The 17,164-nt window shown below is 69.3% G+C and carries 20 protein-coding genes and 1 pseudogene; 3 read left to right on the top strand and 18 right to left on the bottom strand.

Annotation, left to right across the window (positions count from 1 at the left end; translation table 11 throughout):
- Positions 1–285: 285 nt before the first annotated feature.
- The 4 genes from AB0J95_RS08145 to AB0J95_RS08130 are packed head-to-tail and all read right to left on the bottom strand — an operon-like array spanning position 286 to position 3,822.
- Entirely contained in the window at positions 286–804 is a 519-nt protein-coding gene (locus AB0J95_RS08145; RefSeq protein ID WP_364754089.1) for a shikimate kinase, read from the bottom strand.
- Positions 801–1,991: a chorismate synthase gene (gene aroC / locus AB0J95_RS08140; protein ID WP_364754086.1), complete on the bottom strand. Its 1,191-nt coding sequence runs from the start codon at positions 1,989–1,991 to the stop codon at positions 801–803. Before aroC ends, AB0J95_RS08145 begins: the two co-directional genes overlap by 4 nt.
- A gap of 27 nt (positions 1,992–2,018) precedes the next feature.
- Positions 2,019–2,615, bottom strand: coding sequence for a hypothetical protein (locus AB0J95_RS08135; RefSeq protein ID WP_364754083.1), 597 nt, complete (start codon positions 2,613–2,615; stop codon positions 2,019–2,021).
- Between the two features lie 43 nt (positions 2,616–2,658).
- Positions 2,659–3,822: a DUF222 domain-containing protein gene (locus tag AB0J95_RS08130; protein WP_364754081.1), complete on the bottom strand. Its 1,164-nt coding sequence runs from the start codon at positions 3,820–3,822 to the stop codon at positions 2,659–2,661.
- Positions 3,823–4,822: 1,000 nt separating this feature from the next.
- On the opposite strand from AB0J95_RS08130, the gene AB0J95_RS08125 reads away from it, so the two are divergent.
- Complete coding sequence (locus AB0J95_RS08125) at positions 4,823–5,200, top strand: hypothetical protein (protein ID WP_364755063.1); 378 nt, start codon at positions 4,823–4,825, stop codon at positions 5,198–5,200.
- Positions 5,201–5,440: 240 nt separating this feature from the next.
- Here AB0J95_RS08125 and AB0J95_RS08120 read toward each other — a convergent pair.
- From AB0J95_RS08120 to AB0J95_RS08110, 3 genes and pseudogenes are all read right to left on the bottom strand, one after another.
- A pseudogene (locus AB0J95_RS08120) lies at positions 5,441–5,656 on the bottom strand (prepilin peptidase); the annotation flags it as partial.
- A 292-nt stretch (positions 5,657–5,948) separates the two neighbouring features.
- Complete coding sequence (locus AB0J95_RS08115; protein ID WP_364754078.1) at positions 5,949–6,404, bottom strand: PTS glucose transporter subunit IIA; 456 nt, start codon at positions 6,402–6,404, stop codon at positions 5,949–5,951.
- On the bottom strand, positions 6,401–6,637 hold the full coding sequence (locus AB0J95_RS08110) for a PTS glucose/sucrose transporter subunit IIB (protein WP_364754075.1): 237 nt from the start codon (positions 6,635–6,637) through the stop codon (positions 6,401–6,403). The genes AB0J95_RS08115 and AB0J95_RS08110 overlap by 4 nt, the downstream gene beginning before the upstream one ends.
- A gap of 247 nt (positions 6,638–6,884) precedes the next feature.
- Here AB0J95_RS08110 and AB0J95_RS08105 point away from each other — a divergent pair, with 247 nt between their 5' ends.
- On the top strand, positions 6,885–8,129 hold the full coding sequence (locus tag AB0J95_RS08105; protein ID WP_364755007.1) for a PTS transporter subunit EIIC: 1,245 nt from the start codon (positions 6,885–6,887) through the stop codon (positions 8,127–8,129).
- Positions 8,122–8,388, top strand: a complete 267-nt coding sequence (locus AB0J95_RS08100) for an HPr family phosphocarrier protein (protein WP_364754072.1) — start codon at positions 8,122–8,124, stop codon at positions 8,386–8,388. Before AB0J95_RS08105 ends, AB0J95_RS08100 begins: the two co-directional genes overlap by 8 nt.
- A gap of 123 nt (positions 8,389–8,511) precedes the next feature.
- On the opposite strand, the gene AB0J95_RS08095 is transcribed toward AB0J95_RS08100, so the two are convergent.
- From AB0J95_RS08095 to AB0J95_RS08045, 11 genes are all read right to left on the bottom strand, one after another.
- On the bottom strand, positions 8,512–9,105 hold the full coding sequence (locus AB0J95_RS08095) for a GrpB family protein (RefSeq protein WP_364754070.1): 594 nt from the start codon (positions 9,103–9,105) through the stop codon (positions 8,512–8,514).
- A 60-nt stretch (positions 9,106–9,165) separates the two neighbouring features.
- Positions 9,166–9,312: a hypothetical protein gene (locus tag AB0J95_RS08090; RefSeq protein ID WP_364754067.1), complete on the bottom strand. Its 147-nt coding sequence runs from the start codon at positions 9,310–9,312 to the stop codon at positions 9,166–9,168.
- 85 nt (positions 9,313–9,397) lie between these two features.
- Complete coding sequence (locus tag AB0J95_RS08085; RefSeq protein WP_364754065.1) at positions 9,398–10,240, bottom strand: shikimate dehydrogenase; 843 nt, start codon at positions 10,238–10,240, stop codon at positions 9,398–9,400.
- Positions 10,227–11,450, bottom strand: a complete 1,224-nt coding sequence (gene mltG / locus AB0J95_RS08080; protein ID WP_364754063.1) for an endolytic transglycosylase MltG — start codon at positions 11,448–11,450, stop codon at positions 10,227–10,229. The genes AB0J95_RS08085 and mltG overlap by 14 nt, the downstream gene beginning before the upstream one ends.
- On the bottom strand, positions 11,447–11,974 hold the full coding sequence (ruvX, locus tag AB0J95_RS08075; protein ID WP_364754061.1) for a Holliday junction resolvase RuvX: 528 nt from the start codon (positions 11,972–11,974) through the stop codon (positions 11,447–11,449). The genes mltG and ruvX overlap by 4 nt, the downstream gene beginning before the upstream one ends.
- Entirely contained in the window at positions 11,971–14,631 is a 2,661-nt protein-coding gene (gene alaS, locus AB0J95_RS08070) for an alanine--tRNA ligase (protein ID WP_364754058.1), read from the bottom strand. Before alaS ends, ruvX begins: the two co-directional genes overlap by 4 nt.
- A gap of 100 nt (positions 14,632–14,731) precedes the next feature.
- Positions 14,732–15,016, bottom strand: coding sequence for a hypothetical protein (locus AB0J95_RS08065; protein WP_364754056.1), 285 nt, complete (start codon positions 15,014–15,016; stop codon positions 14,732–14,734).
- Positions 15,013–15,423 (bottom strand): DUF948 domain-containing protein, encoded by a 411-nt coding sequence (locus AB0J95_RS08060; RefSeq protein WP_364754054.1) that lies wholly within the window; start codon positions 15,421–15,423, stop codon positions 15,013–15,015. The genes AB0J95_RS08065 and AB0J95_RS08060 overlap by 4 nt, the downstream gene beginning before the upstream one ends.
- 43 nt (positions 15,424–15,466) lie before the next feature.
- On the bottom strand, positions 15,467–15,628 hold the full coding sequence (locus AB0J95_RS08055; RefSeq protein WP_364754052.1) for a hypothetical protein: 162 nt from the start codon (positions 15,626–15,628) through the stop codon (positions 15,467–15,469).
- Between the two features lie 218 nt (positions 15,629–15,846).
- On the bottom strand, positions 15,847–16,452 hold the full coding sequence (locus AB0J95_RS08050) for a hypothetical protein (RefSeq protein ID WP_364754050.1): 606 nt from the start codon (positions 16,450–16,452) through the stop codon (positions 15,847–15,849).
- Positions 16,449–17,162, bottom strand: coding sequence for a hypothetical protein (locus AB0J95_RS08045; RefSeq protein ID WP_364754047.1), 714 nt, complete (start codon positions 17,160–17,162; stop codon positions 16,449–16,451). The genes AB0J95_RS08050 and AB0J95_RS08045 overlap by 4 nt, the downstream gene beginning before the upstream one ends.
- Positions 17,163–17,164 lie beyond the last annotated feature (2 nt).

Raw genomic sequence — 17,164 nt, 5'->3', positions numbered from 1 at the left:
CGCCAGCCACCCGCGCCAGCCACCCGCGCCAGCCACCCGCGCCAGCCACCCGCGCCAGCCACCCGCGCCAGCCACCCGCGCCAGCCACCCGCGCCAGCCACCCGCGCCGTATCGCCCCGAGGGGCTTCGTGTTACGGGGTCGGGGAGTCGAATGGCCAGCAGCACCCGTCGGATTTCCGCTGGATTGTCAGCAACCGCTATCGCCAGCCGGACCGCACTGCTTGCCCAAGGGCGGCGACCGTTCGGCGAGCGTCTATCGGTGCTGTGCCGGGCTCGGAGTTGGTGTCAGGCCTGGGGCTGGAGGGTGGCGAGGACGTCTTTGAGGATGTCCTGCGGGTCGCGGTCGCTGGTGGGGATGGTGGTGTTGGCGACGGCGGTGTAGACCGGGCGGCGGTCGGTCAGCAGTTGGCGGAGCTGCGCCCGGGGGTTGGGCATCAGCCACGGGTGGAGTGGGAGCAGGCCCTCGCGCTTCAGCAGATGGTCCAGGTCGACGTCGAGGAACACGACGTGGAACGGCTTGAGCAGCTCGGGGACGCCCGGCGCGGTGGGTGTGCCGCCGCCGAGGGCGAGCACGCCGTGGTGCTCCGGGAGCACGCGGGTCAGCAGCTCGAACTCCAGCTCCTGGAACCGTTCGCGGCCGAAGTCGACCACCAGTTCGCCGGCTTCCTTGCCGTGCTCCGCCTGCATGTCGTCGTCGAAGTCGTGGAACTCGACGCCGAGGTGCTCCGCGGCCATCCGGCCGATCGTGCTCTTGCCCGACCCGGGCGGGCCGACCAGCACAAGCACCGGTCCGGGTGTGCTCACCAGCGTTCCTCCAGCGCCTTGAGGTACGACTCGACGTTGCGGTGGGTCTCGGGCATCGAGTCACCGCCGAACTTCTCCAGCGCCGCCTCGGCGAGCACCAGCGCGAACACCGACTCCAGCACGACACCCGCACGGGGCACCGCGCACACGTCGGAGCGCTGGTGGATGGCCACCGCGGGCTCACCGGTCGTGGTGTCCACAGTGGACAACGCCTTGGGCACGGTCGAGATCGGCTTCATCGCGACCCTGGCACGCACCGGCTCACCGTTGGTCACGCCACCCTCGAGCCCGCCGGCCCGGTTGGACCGGCGGCTCACGCCGGTCACCGCGCCCACGGCACGGTCGATCTCGTCGTGCGCCTTGCTGCCCCAGCGCTTGGCCGTGGTGAAGCCGTCGCCGATCTCCACGCCCTTCATCGCCTGCACGCCCATCAGGGCGCCGGCGAGCCGCGCATCCAGCCTGCGGTCCCAGTGCACGTACGAGCCGAGACCGGGCGGCAGCCCGTACGCGATCACCTCGATCACGCCGCCGACCGTGTCACCCGCGTTCTTGACCGCGTCCACCTCGGCGATCATGGCGTCGGTCGCCGCCTGGCCGAACGCGCGCACCGGGCTCTCGTCGATGGCCGCGAGGTCGGCCGCGGTGGGCTCGGGCCCCTCGGGCGCCTCGGCCGCCCCGATGGACACCACGTGGCTGATGACCTCGACACCCAGCAGCTGGCGCAGGAAGTTCTTGGCGATGGTGCCCAGGGCCGTGCGTGCCGCGGTCTCACGGGCGCTGGCGCGCTCCAGCACCGGCCGCGCCTCGTCGAACCCGTACTTCTGCATGCCGGCCAGGTCGGCGTGCCCGGGCCGCGGGCGGGTCAGCGGCTCGTTGCGCTTGGAGCCCTCCAGCTCGGCGGGGTCGATGGGATCGGCCGACATGACCTTCTCCCACTTCGGCCACTCGGCGTTCTCGATCTTGACCGCGATCGGGCCGCCCTGCGTCCGGCCGTGCCGGACACCGCCGAGGAACTCGGTGTGATCGGTCTCGAAGCCCATCCGCGGGCTCCGGCCGAACCCGAGCCGGCGACGGGCCATCTGCACCGACAGGTCCTCAGTGGTCACCTCGACCCCGGCGACCATGCCTTCGAGGACCGCGACCAGTGCGGGTCCGTGCGATTCCCCCGCAGTCATCCAGCGCAACACGGGACGATCCTGTCATGAGTTGCCAGCTCACAGCCAACCCGGGTGCCCGCGCTCGGACAGCCAGCCGGCGAACTCGGCCGGGGTGCGCACGCCGCCCTCACAGACAGCCGTGTACACATCCAGCCCACCGACCTCCGCCGGGTACTCCGGCCGCCGATGCCACACGTCCTTGATCCACAGCACGGCTTCCCGCTGCTCAGGCGTGATCGTGTCGCGCAGGCGGTCGTGCCACTCGGTGACGTTGGTGTGCAGGTCGTGCAGCCACAGCGAGAGATCGACGCTCCAGGTGGTGGCGCCGTGCTCGATCTTCACGCCGACGTGGAAGCGCTCATCCCGGCGGTGCTCTGTTGGACACCTCAGCCCACGCTCGTCGGCGTAGTCCAGGCCAACCACCCCGGGCAGCCCGACCAGCCGCGCCATCAGGCCCAGCACGTCCTCCGGCGTGAAGTCCGGGCCGACCAGCACCATCATGTCGAGCTCCGGCCAGGTCATCAGCCGGGACACGTAGCTTCCGGTCATCAGCCCGGGCCCGATGTCCTCGATCAGGGTCAGCCTGCCGAGGACCTCGCCGGCCTCGGTTCGCAGCGCGTCCTGCCGCTTGTTCAGTTGTCCTGGGTCATGCATGTGGTCAGGTCATCACAGGGCTCCCTTCCTGGCGAACGGGTTGTCAGGGCTCCTCGTAGGGCTCGGGGGTGCTGTGGTAGACGCGGCCTTCGGGACTGGTGAACGTGAAGGTGCCCGGCGTGGGCTGGGTGACGATCCAGGAGCTGCGTTCCTTCCAGAGGTTGTGGAACCGGCAGTAGGCGCCGGTGTTGGCGGGGCCGGTCACGCCTTGGTCGGCGTGCCGGATCGTGTGGTCGATCTCGCTGCGCTCGGCCACCGCGCTGCAGCCGGGCACGCGGCAGGTGCGGTCGCGGACGTGGATGTAGCGGGTGAGCGCCGGGGACGCCCGTCTGCGGTGGTCGTCCACGAGAACGTTCCCGGTGGCATGGCTGATGATCCGCCGCCACTTCGGGTCTTCCATCAGTTTCCGAGCGTGCTCCGGGCCGCCGCCCGCGGTGAGGAGTTCGAGAGTGGGCGACGAGATCGTGGCGTTCACCATGACCTGGAAGCGTTCGGGGCCGAGGACGAGGTCAACCACCACGTCGGCCTGCCGTTGTCCGTGCGAACGTTTGTTGCCCTTCGTTTTCGCCTGTCTCGCCAGTTTGTCGATCCTCCGCTTGGCGGTGGTCGTCTCCTGCTCGGTGAGGCTGGCGCTGAGTTCGGCCATCCCATCGAAACACGGGAACTGGTAGACATCCCTTTGGTCCTTGGCGGCCTTCTCGCGTTTCTCGCGCGATCTCGAGTCCACTCTGGACGATGTCACCCGGACCGCCTCGCGGAACGCCCCGAGGCTTGACCGCGGTCCCCGTTCCAGGACGCGCTTTTCGACCAGGTGAGCGTCTTCTTCGGACAGGACCTTGGTGAGTTCCGCCATCGACTGGGCACGACGGTGGTCGATCTCCCCTTTCTCCAAGGCTTTCAGGGTCTCGGGGAGGCGCGCGACCAGATCCCGGGCCTTGCGGATCTCCGTCGCCGCGGTGAGCGGTGCGATCCCCAGCTCCATCGAGACCTCCTCCCGCGCCCCATCCGCGAGGTCCATACCTGGCCTCGTCGGCGGCCGCAGCTCCGCGAACCGCGCCAACGCCTGCGCCGTCCGCGCATCACACCAGGCGATCGCCTTCTCCGCGTCGGCCAGCACATCCAGACACTGCGCCGCCGTCATCGTCTCGATGGGGATATCCGCAGGCGGCCGGACATCCCGGAACTGCAACAAGAACTCTTCAGACATCGTGAACCTCCGTGGGGTTTCTGGCTGCGCCGCCATGAAATGGGCAGCACGAGGGACTGCGCGGGGCCGCGCAGGTTCGGGGTGAAGCCGGGCTCAGCCCGGGATGGTTAAGCGGCGGCCCGTTGCGGCGCAGGACGGCGCGGGGAGGTGCCTCCGTGGCGCGTGATTGCGATGGCGACAGAGGGTGCCGGTTCTTTGCGAGATGTGTTGCACGGGAAAGCCTTTGGCGCAGGGTGGACGACGGGGGTTTCTGGGGAGCGAGCCGAAGCCCTTGGTGTCATGGACTGAGAGCGTGCATGGCCAGAAGCCAGGTGGCGACGAGAAGGCCCGGGGCATGCGGGATGCGGGCTTGGAAGGTCGCGGGAATGCGCGCACCCAAAGACATCCGAGACCGGACCAGCACGGACGTGCGGGCAGCTGCGGAGGTACTACTGGCCGCAGGAACGCGGCCGGCAGTGTGAGTACGGGGAGCTGAGGCATGTTGGCGGGATGGTTGAGAGCGCAGGACTGCGGGAAGGCCAGCGGTGGCCCGTTTGTGAAGGCAGGCGGTGGTGCTGGCCTGAGTGCTGGCGGTTGGTGAGTTCGGGGCTCGGTGAGTGATGGGGGTGGTGTGGGTGCAGGCGGTGGCTGTGTCCTCGACGCGCAGGGCGGCAGGAGTGCAACTGCGGACCGCGGTGGAGGGGTCGGCGTGGACGGTGGTCGAGAGATGGGAGTGAACAGAGGTGCGGGGAACGGTGCTGGAACTACGCAAGCGTCTGGGTGTGCGGAGGAGCGCGGGAAGGCGAAGAAGGTTGCGGTTGCGTGATGGGTGAGGCTGGATGACTGCGGGAAGGCTGGTGACAGCGGGAGTGCCAGAGCCTGCGGCAGTTGGGATGAGTACGCGGACAGGTTTGGCGTGGCGGACGGATCTGTGGCGGAACAGCGCGGAGTGGCAGGACGGATGAATGCAGACGGGGGTGGGTTGACGGACGGTTGTGGGACGGCGGAAGGACTTGGGGCGGTGGGCAGGTTCGGTGAATTGGGCGAGCTTGGGGTGTCGGGAAAGGACGAGACGACGGAGAAGCTTCGGGTAGTGGACACGGTTCGTGAAGCGGACGGGCTTGCGACGACAGAAAGGGACGGGGAGGCGGAGAGGTTTCGCGCGCCGGACAGGGATGCCGAACCGGGCGGACTTGCGGTGATTGGCAGGGACGGCAAGGCGGAGAAGCTTCGGGCAATGGGCAGGTTTGGGGTGGGGAGAAGGGGTGTGAGGGCACAGGAGGCTGCGGTGGCGGGAAGGGCGAGGGTGGAGGGAGTTGGGATGGCGGAAAGGGATGGGGAGGCGGAGGGGTGGGAAGTGGGTTGCGAGGTGGAGGGTGAGGGTTGTGAGGGCGGCTAGGAGGAGGGCGAGGGAGAGGATCAGGAGAAGCGCGGGGAGCGCGGGGACGAGGGTCGAGAAGAGGGCAGGGAAGGAGGTGGGGATGGCGGGATCGGCGGCAGAGAGAGCGGCCGAGTTGATGGGGAGCGCGGGGGTAGTGGCAGCGAGGGGGGCGGGGGTGGTGGGGAGAGTGGGGGTGGTGGCGGCGAGGAGGGCCCCGAGGGTGCCGGACAGTTTGACGTCGCCGGCGCCCATGATGGTGGATGTGAGGGTGTGGATGGTCGCGTGGAGACACCAGAACAGGAGGGCGCCGGTGGCTGCTCTGGTGGGCAGGGTGGGGTCTGGGGCGAGAAGGGTTGGGGGGATCAGGAGGGCGATCAGGGCTGGGTAGGCCGGGATGGTGAGGGTGTTGGGAAGGCGGTGGTGGGTGAGGTCGGTGATCACCAGTAGCACCGCGAACCACGACAGGCCGAGCATCACCGGCATCCACCACGCGGGCATGCCGCTCACGGCGACCGCCGCCCACAGCAGGCCGGTCGCCGCCTCGCACCAGCCCGGGCGGACGGTCGCTCCCCGCCGCAGCTGCGCCAGCAGGACGCGGCCCAGCGCGCCCGCGAGGGCTCCCGCCCCGAGGAATGTCAGTGCTGCTGCCATGCCTCCAGGCTGGCTTGCGCACTGCCCGGACCGCCAGAAGATGTCCGTGCGAATGGTCCTTTCGCACGGATTCGTTCGTCAATGGCGGTAATTCACCGGAAACCCGGCTCGGCCGTCAGTCATTCCAGACGAACAACCGGTCCCCGGGATTCACCGGGCCGTCCGGCGCGAACTCCGCCAGCGCGCCGTTCTGCGCGTCCAGCGCGACCACCGGGCAGATCGTGGAATAGCCGGCCGCCTCGATCGCCACCGGATCCCAGCCGACCACCGGCTGTCCCGCCCGCACGGTCTCGCCTTTCACCACATGTAAGACAAAACCCTCGCCTTTCAGCTTCACGGTGTCGATTCCCAAGTGGACGAGCACCGCCTGGCCGCTGTCGCCCGCGACAACGAACGCATGGGGGTGCAGGGTGGCGACCATGCCGTCGATCGGCGCCAGGACGTCTCCGGCCACGGCAGCGGGCCGTACGGCCAGCCCGGGGCCGACCATCGCCTGGGAGAACACCGGATCCGGCACGGCCGACAGCCCGGCCACTTCGCCCCCGACGGGGCTGGAAACTCGCAAGCTCACAAAAGGTCCTCTATGTCCTGGGCAATGGTGTCCGCTTCGGGGCCGACCACGATCTGCACCGCGCCGCCCATCCGCACGACCCCGTGGACCCCGAGCGCGCGCAACGCCCGCTCGTCGACCAAGGAGTCGTCGTTGAGCTCACACCGTAGCCGGGTGATGCACGGTTCGAGTTCGACAACGTTGTCCGCTCCGCCGATCGCGGCGAGTATCTTCGCGGCCCGTTCGTCAGCCATCTATTCTTCCCTCCCGGTCGGACCCGCTTTGGCCGGGTCCTGAGCGTAGCGACACGAAGGTGTAACAGTCGTTGACACTTAACACCTGTCAGGCGCATAGTGCCGCACTGCCCTGGTCTAGACCAGGGCGGAAAACAATCGCCGTCAGGACCCCGCCCCGATACGGGAGAAACTTCCAGTGAGCGCACCACAGATCCAGCAATCCGGCCGAGGCTTCGCCGGATTACAACGATTCGCCCGCAGCCTGATGTTGCCGATCGCGGTCCTGCCCGCCGCGGCCCTGCTGTCCAGGCTCGGTTATATCGACGGTTCCGGCAAGGGCCAGGGCGAGCTGATCGCGGCCATCCCGGGGACCGCCTTCGACGACATCGCCAAGGTGGTCGGGTCCGGCGGTGACGCACTGTTCGGGTTCCTCCCCCTGCTGTTCGCGATCGGTATCGCGGTCGGCTACGCGCGGCGCGCGGACGGCTCGGCCGCGATCGCCGCCGCGGTGGGCTACCTGGTGTTCCACAACGTGCTGTTCACGACGGTCGGGTTCTACGACGCCGCGCTGGTCGACGGCAAGTCCTTCATGACCGGACCGTACGGCGTGCTCGGCGGCATCATCACCGGCCTGATCTCGGCCTCGCTGTGGACCCGCTACCACCGCATCAAGCTGCCGCCGTACCTGGCGTTCTTCGGCGGGCGGCGGTTCGTGCCGATCCTGGCCGCGCTGGCCATGCTGGTGGTCGGCGTCATCCTGGGCCTGCTGTACCGGTACGTCAACATCGTGCTGACGGATGTCGGCGAGGGCGTGGCCGGGTCGACCGTGGTCGGGGCCGGGGTCTACGGCGCGCTCAACCGCTTCCTCATCCCGTTCGGCCTGCACCACATCATCAACTCGTTCGTGTGGTTCGTGTTCGGCAGCTCCAACGGCGCCACCGGTGACCTCAACCGGTTCTTCGCCGGCGACCCGACCGCGGGCACGTTCATGTCCGGCTTCTTCCCGATCTTCATGTTCGCGCTGCCCGCCGCCGCGCTGGCGATCTACCACACGTCCAAGCCGGAGAACCGCAAGATCGTCGGCGGTCTGATGCTGTCCGCCGCGCTAGCGTCGTTCCTGACCGGCGTGACCGAGCCTCTGGAGTTCGCGTTCATCTTCGTCGCGTGGCCGCTGCTGATCGTGCACGCCGTGCTCACCGGCCTGTCGCTCGCGGTGACCAACGCGCTTGGCGTGCACGACGGGTTCGGGTTCTCCGCCGGGTCGATCGACTACGTGCTGAACTGGAACCTGGCGACCAAACCATGGCTGATCATCCCGATCGGCCTGGTCTTCGCGGCCATCTACTACGTGGTGTTCCGGTTCGTCATCACCCGGTGGAACCTGCGCACCCCGGGCCGCGAGGACGAGCCGCTGGATGTGGAGACGACGGGGGTGGACGCCCCGACCGACCGGGTCCGGATGCAGCAGCAACAGCAGCAGCCTCCGCCCAACCCGCACCGTCGTGGCTGAGCTGAGAGTCCGGGTGGCCAGCACGGTGGGCCTGCACGCCAGGCCCGCCGCGCTGGTCGCGCGCCTGGCCGCGGAACAGCCGGTGACCATCACCATCCGCAAGGAGGGTGGCGAACCGGTGCCCGCGGCCAGCCTGCTCAACCTGATGACGCTCGGCGCGATGCACGGCGACGAGGTGATCCTGGCCGCCGACGGCGAGGGCGCCCAGTCCAGTCTGGACAAGGTGGCCGAGCTGATCGCCACCGACCTCGACGCCTGACCCGCGTGTCCCACGTTCACGGACGCCGTGTCCCACATTCAAGCCCCCTGGGATCTCCCGCCAATGGGGAATTCGGGGGCGGCGAACGTGGGACACGGGGGCGGTGAGTGTGGGACACGGGGGTTAGTGCTTGGGGCAGGGGGTGGGGGTGGGGGCGGCGCGGGTTTTGATGGTCTCGATGACCGGGGTTTTCGCGTCGGCGTAGTTCTGGACGTACTTCCAGTCCTTTTTGGACAGTTCCAGTTTGGCGTCCCGGTACAGGGCAAGGTCTTCCGGGTGGGTGCGTAGCCAGTCGCGGAAGACCACGCAGGCGTCGTACTCGGCGCAGCCCTCTGTGTAGACGTGCAGGTTGACGTCGCGGCGGTGGCCGCGTTCGACGCGGTTGTAGAACACGCGGTGCTGGTGCCACTCCAGTTCGCGGATGTGCAGGTCGTATCCGGCCGCCACCAGCGCGGGCACGTAGGCGTCCTCAATGGACGAGTCCGGGACCGCCAGGATCACGTCGATGATGGGTTTGGCGGGCAGCCCAGGGACCGAGGTCGAGCCCACGTGCTCAAGCCGCACGGCGATCGGCCCCAAAGCCGAGCGTATCCGCGAGGCTTCCTCTTCGTACCAGCGCGGCCAGTCCGGGTTGTAGTCGTCGACGACCACTTTCACCGAGTACGGCGCGGGTTTGTCGCCGACGATGACGTTCAGGATCTCGTCGTCGGTAGTCATGGCGTCCTCTCGATAGGCAGCCGGCCAGACTATCGGCCGACGCCCGAGGACGCCAGGAGGCTACTGGCCGAGCTTGCGGCGGGTGGTGGTCCGCGAGGCGGCCGCGGCCACGGTGCCCACCACCGCGATGCCCGCGAACAACGCGAGGAAACCCATGAAGAACACGGCCATGCCCACCAGGACGACAGCCAGCAGCGCGACGGTCATCGTTGTACCCACGCACACCCTCCGAGATCACCTGACACACACCGCATCGTGAGCGTCACCTACTGTCTATCACGGGTGCTCGGGGTCAGGCCAGGGGCATGCCGGTGGCTGTGGACAACGCGTCCCGCATGGCCGCGCGCGGCGCGGCCGACCCGGTGAACTGCTCGAACTGCCCAAAAGCCTGATGCAGCAACATATCCAGGCCGGTGCACAGCTTCCCGCCGCGATCCTGAACAGCGGTGGCCAGTTTCGTGGGCCACGGATGGTAAATCACGTCGAGCACACAAGGAGCCTCAGACAGTTCCGACGCGTAAGGATCGGCGACGCTGCCGGGAACGGTGCTCACCAGGACGTCCGCCGAAGCAGAAAGCGAACCGAAGTCCGTGTCCGCCCAGCGATGCACGTCAACCTTGACACCAAGCCGTTCCGCGCACCGCAAAGCGTCCCCTGCGCGAGCCGGATCCCGCACCACCAAAGAGAACCTGGACACCGACAGGCTCGCCAGAGCGACCAGAGCCGCCAACGCGGTCCCGCCCGCACCCAGCAGCACGGCGTGACTGTCCGAAGTGGACGAAAAGCCACCTGCGTGCGTCAACGCGCCGACAACCCCGTCCACGTCGGTGCAGTCGGCCCGCCAGCCGCCGGACTCCAAGTGCACCAACGTATTCGCGGCACCGACGAGCTGCGCACGCTCGGTTGCCTCACTGGCCAGGGAAAGCGCGGCGAACTTGCCGGGCATGGTGACCGACAGCCCGGCCCACTCCGGGCCGAGACCCGCTACCAGCCCAGGCAGTTCCGCCTCGTCCGCCTCGATCCGCTCGTACGTCCAGCCGGTCAGGCCCAGCGCCGCGAACGCGGCACCGTGCAGCACCGGCGACAAGGAGTGCGCGATCGGCTTGCCGACCACACCCGCCCTAGAAGACGCCATCGGCGCGGGCCTTGTTCACATTCGCTTGGTGCTGCTGGGCGTTCTCCGCGAAGCAGGACGTGCCGTCCTTCTGGCACTTCACGAAGAACCGCCAGTTGCCCGGCTCGGGCTTGGCCGCCGCGTTGACCGCGTCGCTGCTCGGCGCGGCGATCGGGGTCGGCGGCAGCCCGGTGTTGAGGTAGGTGTTGTACGGCCCGGGCGCGTTGCGAGCGGCGCCGTTCGTGGTGATGACCGGCGCGTCCAGCACGTAGTTGATGGTCGAGTCGTAGCCGAGCTTGGTGCCCTCGGCCAGCCGCCGGTAGGTCACCTCGGAGATCTTGCCGAAGTCCTTCGCGATGCCCTCGCGCTCGATCAGCGAGCCCATCACCAGCACCTGGTACGGCGTGTACCCGGTGTTGTCGGCCAGCTTGGGCATGCCCCAGCCGTCCATCGTGCTCGCCGAGTTCGTCAGCACCGTCTTCAGCGTGTCCTCAGCGCTCTGACCAGGCATGATGTCGGTGACACCGGGCGTGATCAGGCCCTCCAGCCTGCGCTTGGGCTCGGCCTTGCTCGCGTCCGGGATCGCCCAGGAAGCGACGCCCAGCGTCTTGAGGTCCGCGGTCTCGGCGGCCTTGCGCAGCTGCTCCACGGTCGGGCCGGCCTGCTTGCCGTCGATCGTCACCGCGGCGGCGTCCGCGATCAGCGTGAAGATGCCCGGGGTGACCTTCTTGTCCGGCTGGGTGATGTCGTCGAGCTGGGTGCCCGCCTTGATCTGCAGCTGGCCGACCCGGTACTTCTTCTCCAGGATCCGGGCCACCGCAGCCTTGCCGGACATCTTGGTCTTCATCGCGTAGTAGCCGGGCTGGATGCCCTTGACCTTGGCGTCGTCCTCGCCCGCCACGGTGAACGCCCGCGCGCTGGCCACCACGCCCTTGTCCTTGAGCGTCGCGCCGATGTCGGCGGTGCCCTGGCCGGAGGTCACCTCGATGACCACGTCGGCCTCACCCGAACCGGTGTAGTCGTCGTACGAGCCGAAGCCGAGGATCTCGGTCAGGCCGTAGTACGCGCCACCGCCGATGATGAGCACGACCACGGCCGCGAACACCCAGAACGTGGCCTTGCGCTTGCGCCGCTTGGGACGCTGCCGCCGGGGCCGCTCGTCCTCGTAGTCCTCGTCGTCGTGGTCGAGGTCGCCCCTCGAGTTGTCGAACAGTCCGAGTCCGTCGGTCACTCCGCCACCTCCGGTGAGCTTTCCCCGACCCGATCGGCATTCCTGGCCAGCGCGGCCGTGCGGGCGTCCAGCCAGGCCTGGAGGATCTCCACGGCCGCGGCCTGGTCGACCACCGCACGCTGCTTCTTGCCGCGCACGCCCCGCTGCGACAGCATCCGCGACGCGGTCACCGTCGTCAGCCGTTCGTCGCCGAGCCGGACCGGCACCTGCCCGACTCGCTGAGCCAATGCGGTGGCGTAGGCGACAGCGCCCTGTGCGGCCGGGCCGTGCCGGCCGGCCAGCGTCTTCGGCAAACCGACGACCACCTCGACCACCTCATGCTCCGTGACGAGCTCGGAGAGCCGGTCGAGATCACTCCCCGACCGCTCGTCACGGGACAGCGTAACCAGCGGGCTGGCGAGGATGGGCGCCGGATCGCTCAGCGCCACCCCGACGCGTACCGAACCCACGTCGACGCCGAGCCGCCGACCTGGCCCGGGGTCGTTGCTCCCGGGCAGGTCGGCGGCCGGAACCTCATGCGTCACGCGCTGCCCAGCTCCTTGCGCAGCAGCACGATGGCGTCGTCGATGCCGGCCGGCTTGGCGCCGCCGCCCTGGGCCATGTCCGGTTTGCCGCCGCCCCGGCCGTCGATGGCCGGCGAGAACGACCCGACCAGCTTGCCGGCGGCCAGGCCCTTGTCCCGGGCGGCGGCCGTGGTGGCCACCACGAAGCTCACCTTGTCCCCGGCGGGCACGAACAGGGCGACCACCCCGGCCTGGTTGCCCAGGCGGTTGCGCACGTCGGTGGCCAGGGCACGCAGGGCACCGGCGTCGACGCCCTCGGGCACCCGCTCGGCCACCACCCGCACGCCGCCCACGTCCTGGGCCTTGCCGGCCAGGTCACCGGCGGACTGCAGCACCTGGGCGATGCGCAGCTGCTCGATCTCCTTCTCGGCGGTCTTGATCCGGCCGAGCAGGCCCTCGATCCGGCCGGGCAGCTCGGCGGGCGGCACCTTCAGCTGGTCGGCGAGCTGGCCGACGAGCAGCTGCTCCTTGCGGACGTAGCGCAGGGCGTCGGCGCCGACCAGGGCCTCGACGCGGTGCACGCCGGAGCCGATCGAGGCGTCGGCGACCAGCTTGACCAGGCCGAGCTGGCCGATCCGGCCGACGTGCGTGCCACCGCACAGTTCGCGGGAGTACTCGCCCATGTCGACCACGCGCACGTTGTCGCCGTACTTCTCGCCGAACAGGGCGACGGCGCCCAGCTCGAGGGCCTTGGCCTTGGTGGTGGTGAACGTCTGCACCTCGACGTCGGTCTGCAGGTAGTCGTTCACCTCCTCCTCGACCTCGGTGAGGATGTCGGTGGACACCGAACCCGGCGTGGTGAAGTCGAACCGCATCCGGCCCGGGGCGTTGAGCGACCCGGCCTGGGCGGCACGCTGGCCATAGGCACCGCGCACGGCGGCGTGCACCAGGTGAGTGGCCGAGTGGGCGCGGGCGATGGACGTGCGGCGGTCGCGGTCGACCGACCCGGTGACCTCGGCGTCCAGGCCGATCTCACCGGACAGCACGGTCACCCGGTGCACGAACAGGCCCGGCACCGACTTCTGCACGTCGTCGACCTGGATCTCGGCCCCGGCGCCCACCAGCAGGCCCGTGTCGGCGATCTGCCCACCGCTCTCGGCGTAGAACGGGGTGCGGTCCAGGATCAGCTCGGCGTGCTGACCGGCGGAGACCTTCGGCACCGGGACGCCGTCGACCAGCAGGCCGATCACCCGGGCGGTGGCCTGCAGGTCGGTGTAGCCGAGGAACTCGGTCTCGCCGTGCTGCTCGAGGACCTTGCGGTACTCCGACAGGTCGCCGTGGCCGGTCTTGCGCAGGGCGGCGTCGGCCTTGGCGCGCTGCCGCTGCTCCTCCATCAGCTCGCGGAACCGCGGCTCGTCGACCTGCAGCCCCTGCTCGGCGGCCATCTCCAGGGTCAGGTCGATCGGGAACCCGTAGGTGTCGTGCAGCTGGAAGGCCTTGTCCCCGGCCAGTACCCGGCTGCCGGAGTCCTTGGTCTGCCCGGCGGCCAGGTCGAAGATCCGCGACCCGGTGGTGAGGGTGGCGCGGAAGGCGTCCTCCTCGGTCTTCATCACGGCCGAGATCCGGTCGAAGTCGCGCACCAGCTCCGGGTACGACGGGCCCATGGCGTCGCGCACGACCCCGGCGAACTCGGTCAGCACCGGCTCGTCGACGCCCAGCAGGCGCACCGAGCGCACGATCCGGCGCAGCAGGCGGCGCAGCACGTAGCCACGGCCCTCGTTGCCCGGGGTGACGCCGTCGCCGATCAGCATCACGCCGGAGCGGGCGTGGTCGGCGATTACCCGGAACCGCACGTCGTCGGTGTGGTCGCTGCCGTAGCGGCGGCCGGACATCTCCTCGGCCTTGGTGATCACCGGCCGGACCAGGTCGGTCTCGTAGACGTTGTCCACGCCCTGCAGCAGATAGGCCACCCGCTCGACGCCCATGCCGGTGTCGATGTTCTTCTTCGGCAGGGTGCCGATCGGCTTGTGGCCCTTCTTCGGGCTCAGCTCACCGCGGATGTCCTGCATGAAGACCAGGTTCCAGATCTCCAGGTACCGGTCCTCGTCGACGACCGGACCGCCCTCCCTGCCGAACTCGGGGCCGCGGTCGTAGTAGATCTCCGAGCAGGGACCGCCGGGACCGGGCACGCCCATGTCCCAGTAGTTGTCGTTGCCGTCCCGGCGCTGGATCCGCTCCGGCGGCAGGCCCGCGATCTTCTGCCACAGGCCGAGGGCCTCGTCGTCGTCCAGGTAGACCGTGGTCCAGATGCGGTCCGGGTCCAGGCCGAAGCCGCCCTCGTCCTGCGGGGTGGTGACCAGGTTCCAGGCGTGCTCGATGGCGCCGGCCTTGAAGTAGTCGCCGAACGAGAAGTTGCCGGCCATCTGGAAGAACGTGTTGTGCCGGGTGGTCTTGCCGACCTCGTCGATGTCGCCGGTGCGCACGCACTTCTGCACGCTGGTGGCGGTCGGGTACGGCGGCGGGGCCTCACCGAGGAAGTACGGCTTGAACTGCACCATGCCGGCGTTGACGAACAGCAGGTTCGGATCGTCGAGGATCAGCGAGGCGCTGGGCACCTCGGTGTGACCGGCGTTCTTGAAGTGGTTCAGGAAGCGGTTTCGGATCTCATGCGTTTCCACTGCGGTGTCCTAGCGAAGAGCGCGGGCCTGCACGGCCCGGGACGATGGTTTCGGGTCGCGGGGTGTCTCGGCGGAACGGCAGGCTTTCTCCGGGCAGCCCTCAGCCGTCCGCCCGGCGCGCTCGCGCGTCATGGCGGCTACCGGCGCGCCCGAGGCGCACACCCGACCGCTCGTCCACCACGTCCTGCAACTCCTTCTCCCGCTCGGCCATCCCCGCGCGCACGTCCGCCCCGAACGCGCCCACGGCACCGGCCAGTTCCCGCATCGCGTCGCTGACGTTCTCCGCGATGCCCGCGGGCGTGGCCTGCCGGACCTTCGCCTGAAGTTTACGTGACAGCGCGACGCCCGCGGCCACGCCGACGCCCACCCAGAACAACCGGCTCATTTGCGGCCTCCACGGCGGCGCGGACGGCGGGTGTGCTTGCCCTCGCGCTCGTCCTTGCGCTTGCGGCGGGCCCGGATCGCCTTGGACAGGCCGTAGGACACGGCGGCGACCTTGACCAGCGGGCCGCCGAGGGTGGCGGTGAACACCGAGGTCAGCGCGGAGACGTTGCCGGTGACGGCCTGGGCGTTCGCGGTGATGCCGTCGACCCGCTCGAGCTGCGTGTTGACGTGGTTCAGCGTCGTGTTGGCCCCGTTGAACAGCGGGTCGCTGTTCTCGTGCGCCTTGCGGATCGCGATCGTGGCCTCGTCCAGCGTGCGTCCGAGCTTGATCAACGGGACCACCAGCAGCAGCACCAGCAGCACGAACGCGGCTGCGGCGACGACCGCGGCGATTTCCCCTACGGACACGAAGCCCTCCTACACAGGCCGTTGCGGGTTGAGTGCAGCAAGGCTACCGGGGCACCGGGATCCAGTCAGGGTGAGCCCCGGTTGAGGGGGCGTGCGCGACGGAAAAGGACACGGTGAGCGAACGCGCCCGGCCACCGACCTTGTCGTTGAGCTCGACGGGGCCGCCTGCGGGCACAATGTCGTGCCAGCCCCCGGTCATACTCATGATCGCCTCGTAGGTCTTTGCCGGTGTCGTCCGTGGCCACGAAGTTCTTGACAGCTGAGGGCAGCTTGCCCTGCTGGATACGTCAGTTCCCAGTCTTGCTTTCGCCCCGGTGAAATCCGTGGTGCTGCCGCCAACCTTGACAGTGGACGGCAGGGTGAACCCGCTCAATGGACAACGGGCCAAAACCAGTCTTGTGCATCGTCAGTGCCTTGGCGCGGCTAATGCGATCGCGGTCCACGGGACGCGGTCTGGCTCCTGACCACCTTCTTCGCGGCGAGAACGTCCCGGACCAGCAGCGTCGACCCGTCGGCGAAGTCGATCCGCAGCACGGGGCACGGCGGCACGCTCCGGCCGCTGAGCAGTGCCACGAAGCCGCGGACCGCGGTCGCCGGGGCCTGCTCGAACGTCGTGAACGGCCCGTCGGGCGACGGTTCGGCGAGGATCTTCGACGGGTACAGCACGGCGACGCGTTGGTCGGTGAGCACCAGGCGGGCGTCGCCGTGGCTGGCGGCGAGGTGGTCGGCGACGCGGATGGCGAGCTGGTCTGGTGACTGCCCGGCGGCCCAGTAGGCGAGCGTCGGGTCGTCGGTCCAGTCGTCCAGCGCGCCTTGGACCGGCAGCGGCCACTTCGGCGGTTCGGTGGTCACCGCGGGTGTCGGCCGGATGGCCACGTGCGGCACCCGGACCTGGCCGCCGACCACCGTGGCGGCGTACCCGCGCATCGGGTCCACGGCCAGCACGAGCCGTTCGCCGGGCCGCAGCCAGAACTGGGTCACCTCGGCCTCGACGACCTCGTTGACCGTCCGCGCCTCCAGGTCCGTCACCGCGCCCCCTGCGCCAGCATCCACTCGAACAACGCGGGATCCTTGCTGTCCAGCAGGAAGTCCACGCCGGTACCGTCCACAAGCGACATTCGCAGGCACGGGCGGCCGCGCAGCAGCGACCCGTGCCTGGCCACCGCGAACCCAGCGATCCCCTGGCGGGGGACCTCGCCGCACACCTGGGTCGGCCGGATCGCGACCGGCTCGCCCGCCGTGTTGGACCCGTAGGACCTGGTCGCCTCGGCGAAGCTCTGGGCGAGGTCCTTGCCGACCGCCACGACCGCCTTGCCGAACCCGATGGCCTTGGCCAGCAGCGAGCGATCCGGTTCCGGCGCGGGCTCCGGCGCCTGCACGGGCGCTACTCCGTCGATCACCATGAACCGCTCGCTGGTCAGCGCCCACACCCGTAGCCCGGTACCCGGCCGGATCGGCAGGCCGCGCAGAAACTCCGGCCGGTGACCGCCGAACACCACCAGCTGCGGCGGATCGGGCCGGTCGTAGTCCTCCGTCGGGCTGATCACCTCGAGCACGGCACCGCCGACCCCGGACCCGATTTTGGCCAGCACGCTGCGGTCCGGCTCGCCGTGATCATCCAGGCCGCGCACGTCGTAGCGCAGACGAGTGCCGTACGTGGCCCACAACAGCCGCTCGTTCGGGCGTAGCTGCCGCATCGCATAGGTCGCCGGACCCACCGGCTTGCTGAAATCGATCACCG

The sequence above is a fragment of the Actinocrispum sp. NPDC049592 genome, from assembly GCF_040675465.1.
In the GTDB taxonomy this organism is placed as follows: domain Bacteria; phylum Actinomycetota; class Actinomycetes; order Mycobacteriales; family Pseudonocardiaceae; genus Kibdelosporangium.
The sequence above is the reverse complement of the archived record's forward strand: the minus strand, read 5'-3'. Positions and strand labels throughout refer to the sequence as shown.

What these genes read in the sequence shown, in the direction of transcription:
- AB0J95_RS08065 (WP_364754056.1), bottom strand. Translation starts at nt 15,016, where the DNA reads ATGAGCCGGTTGTTCTGGGTGGGCGTCGGCGTGGCCGCGGGCGTCGCG.
- AB0J95_RS08135 (WP_364754083.1), bottom strand. Translation starts at nt 2,615, where the DNA reads ATGCATGACCCAGGACAACTGAACAAGCGGCAGGACGCGCTGCGAACC.
- AB0J95_RS08085 (WP_364754065.1), bottom strand. Translation starts at nt 10,240, where the DNA reads ATGGCGTCTTCTAGGGCGGGTGTGGTCGGCAAGCCGATCGCGCACTCC.
- AB0J95_RS08095 (WP_364754070.1), bottom strand. Translation starts at nt 9,105, where the DNA reads ATGACTACCGACGACGAGATCCTGAACGTCATCGTCGGCGACAAACCC.
- AB0J95_RS08090 (WP_364754067.1), bottom strand. Translation starts at nt 9,312, where the DNA reads ATGACCGTCGCGCTGCTGGCTGTCGTCCTGGTGGGCATGGCCGTGTTC.
- AB0J95_RS08130 (WP_364754081.1), bottom strand. Translation starts at nt 3,822, where the DNA reads ATGTCTGAAGAGTTCTTGTTGCAGTTCCGGGATGTCCGGCCGCCTGCG.
- AB0J95_RS08055 (WP_364754052.1), bottom strand. Translation starts at nt 15,628, where the DNA reads ATGAGTATGACCGGGGGCTGGCACGACATTGTGCCCGCAGGCGGCCCC.
- AB0J95_RS08110 (WP_364754075.1), bottom strand. Translation starts at nt 6,637, where the DNA reads ATGGCTGACGAACGGGCCGCGAAGATACTCGCCGCGATCGGCGGAGCG.
- AB0J95_RS08105 (WP_364755007.1), top strand. Translation starts at nt 6,885, where the DNA reads ATGTTGCCGATCGCGGTCCTGCCCGCCGCGGCCCTGCTGTCCAGGCTC.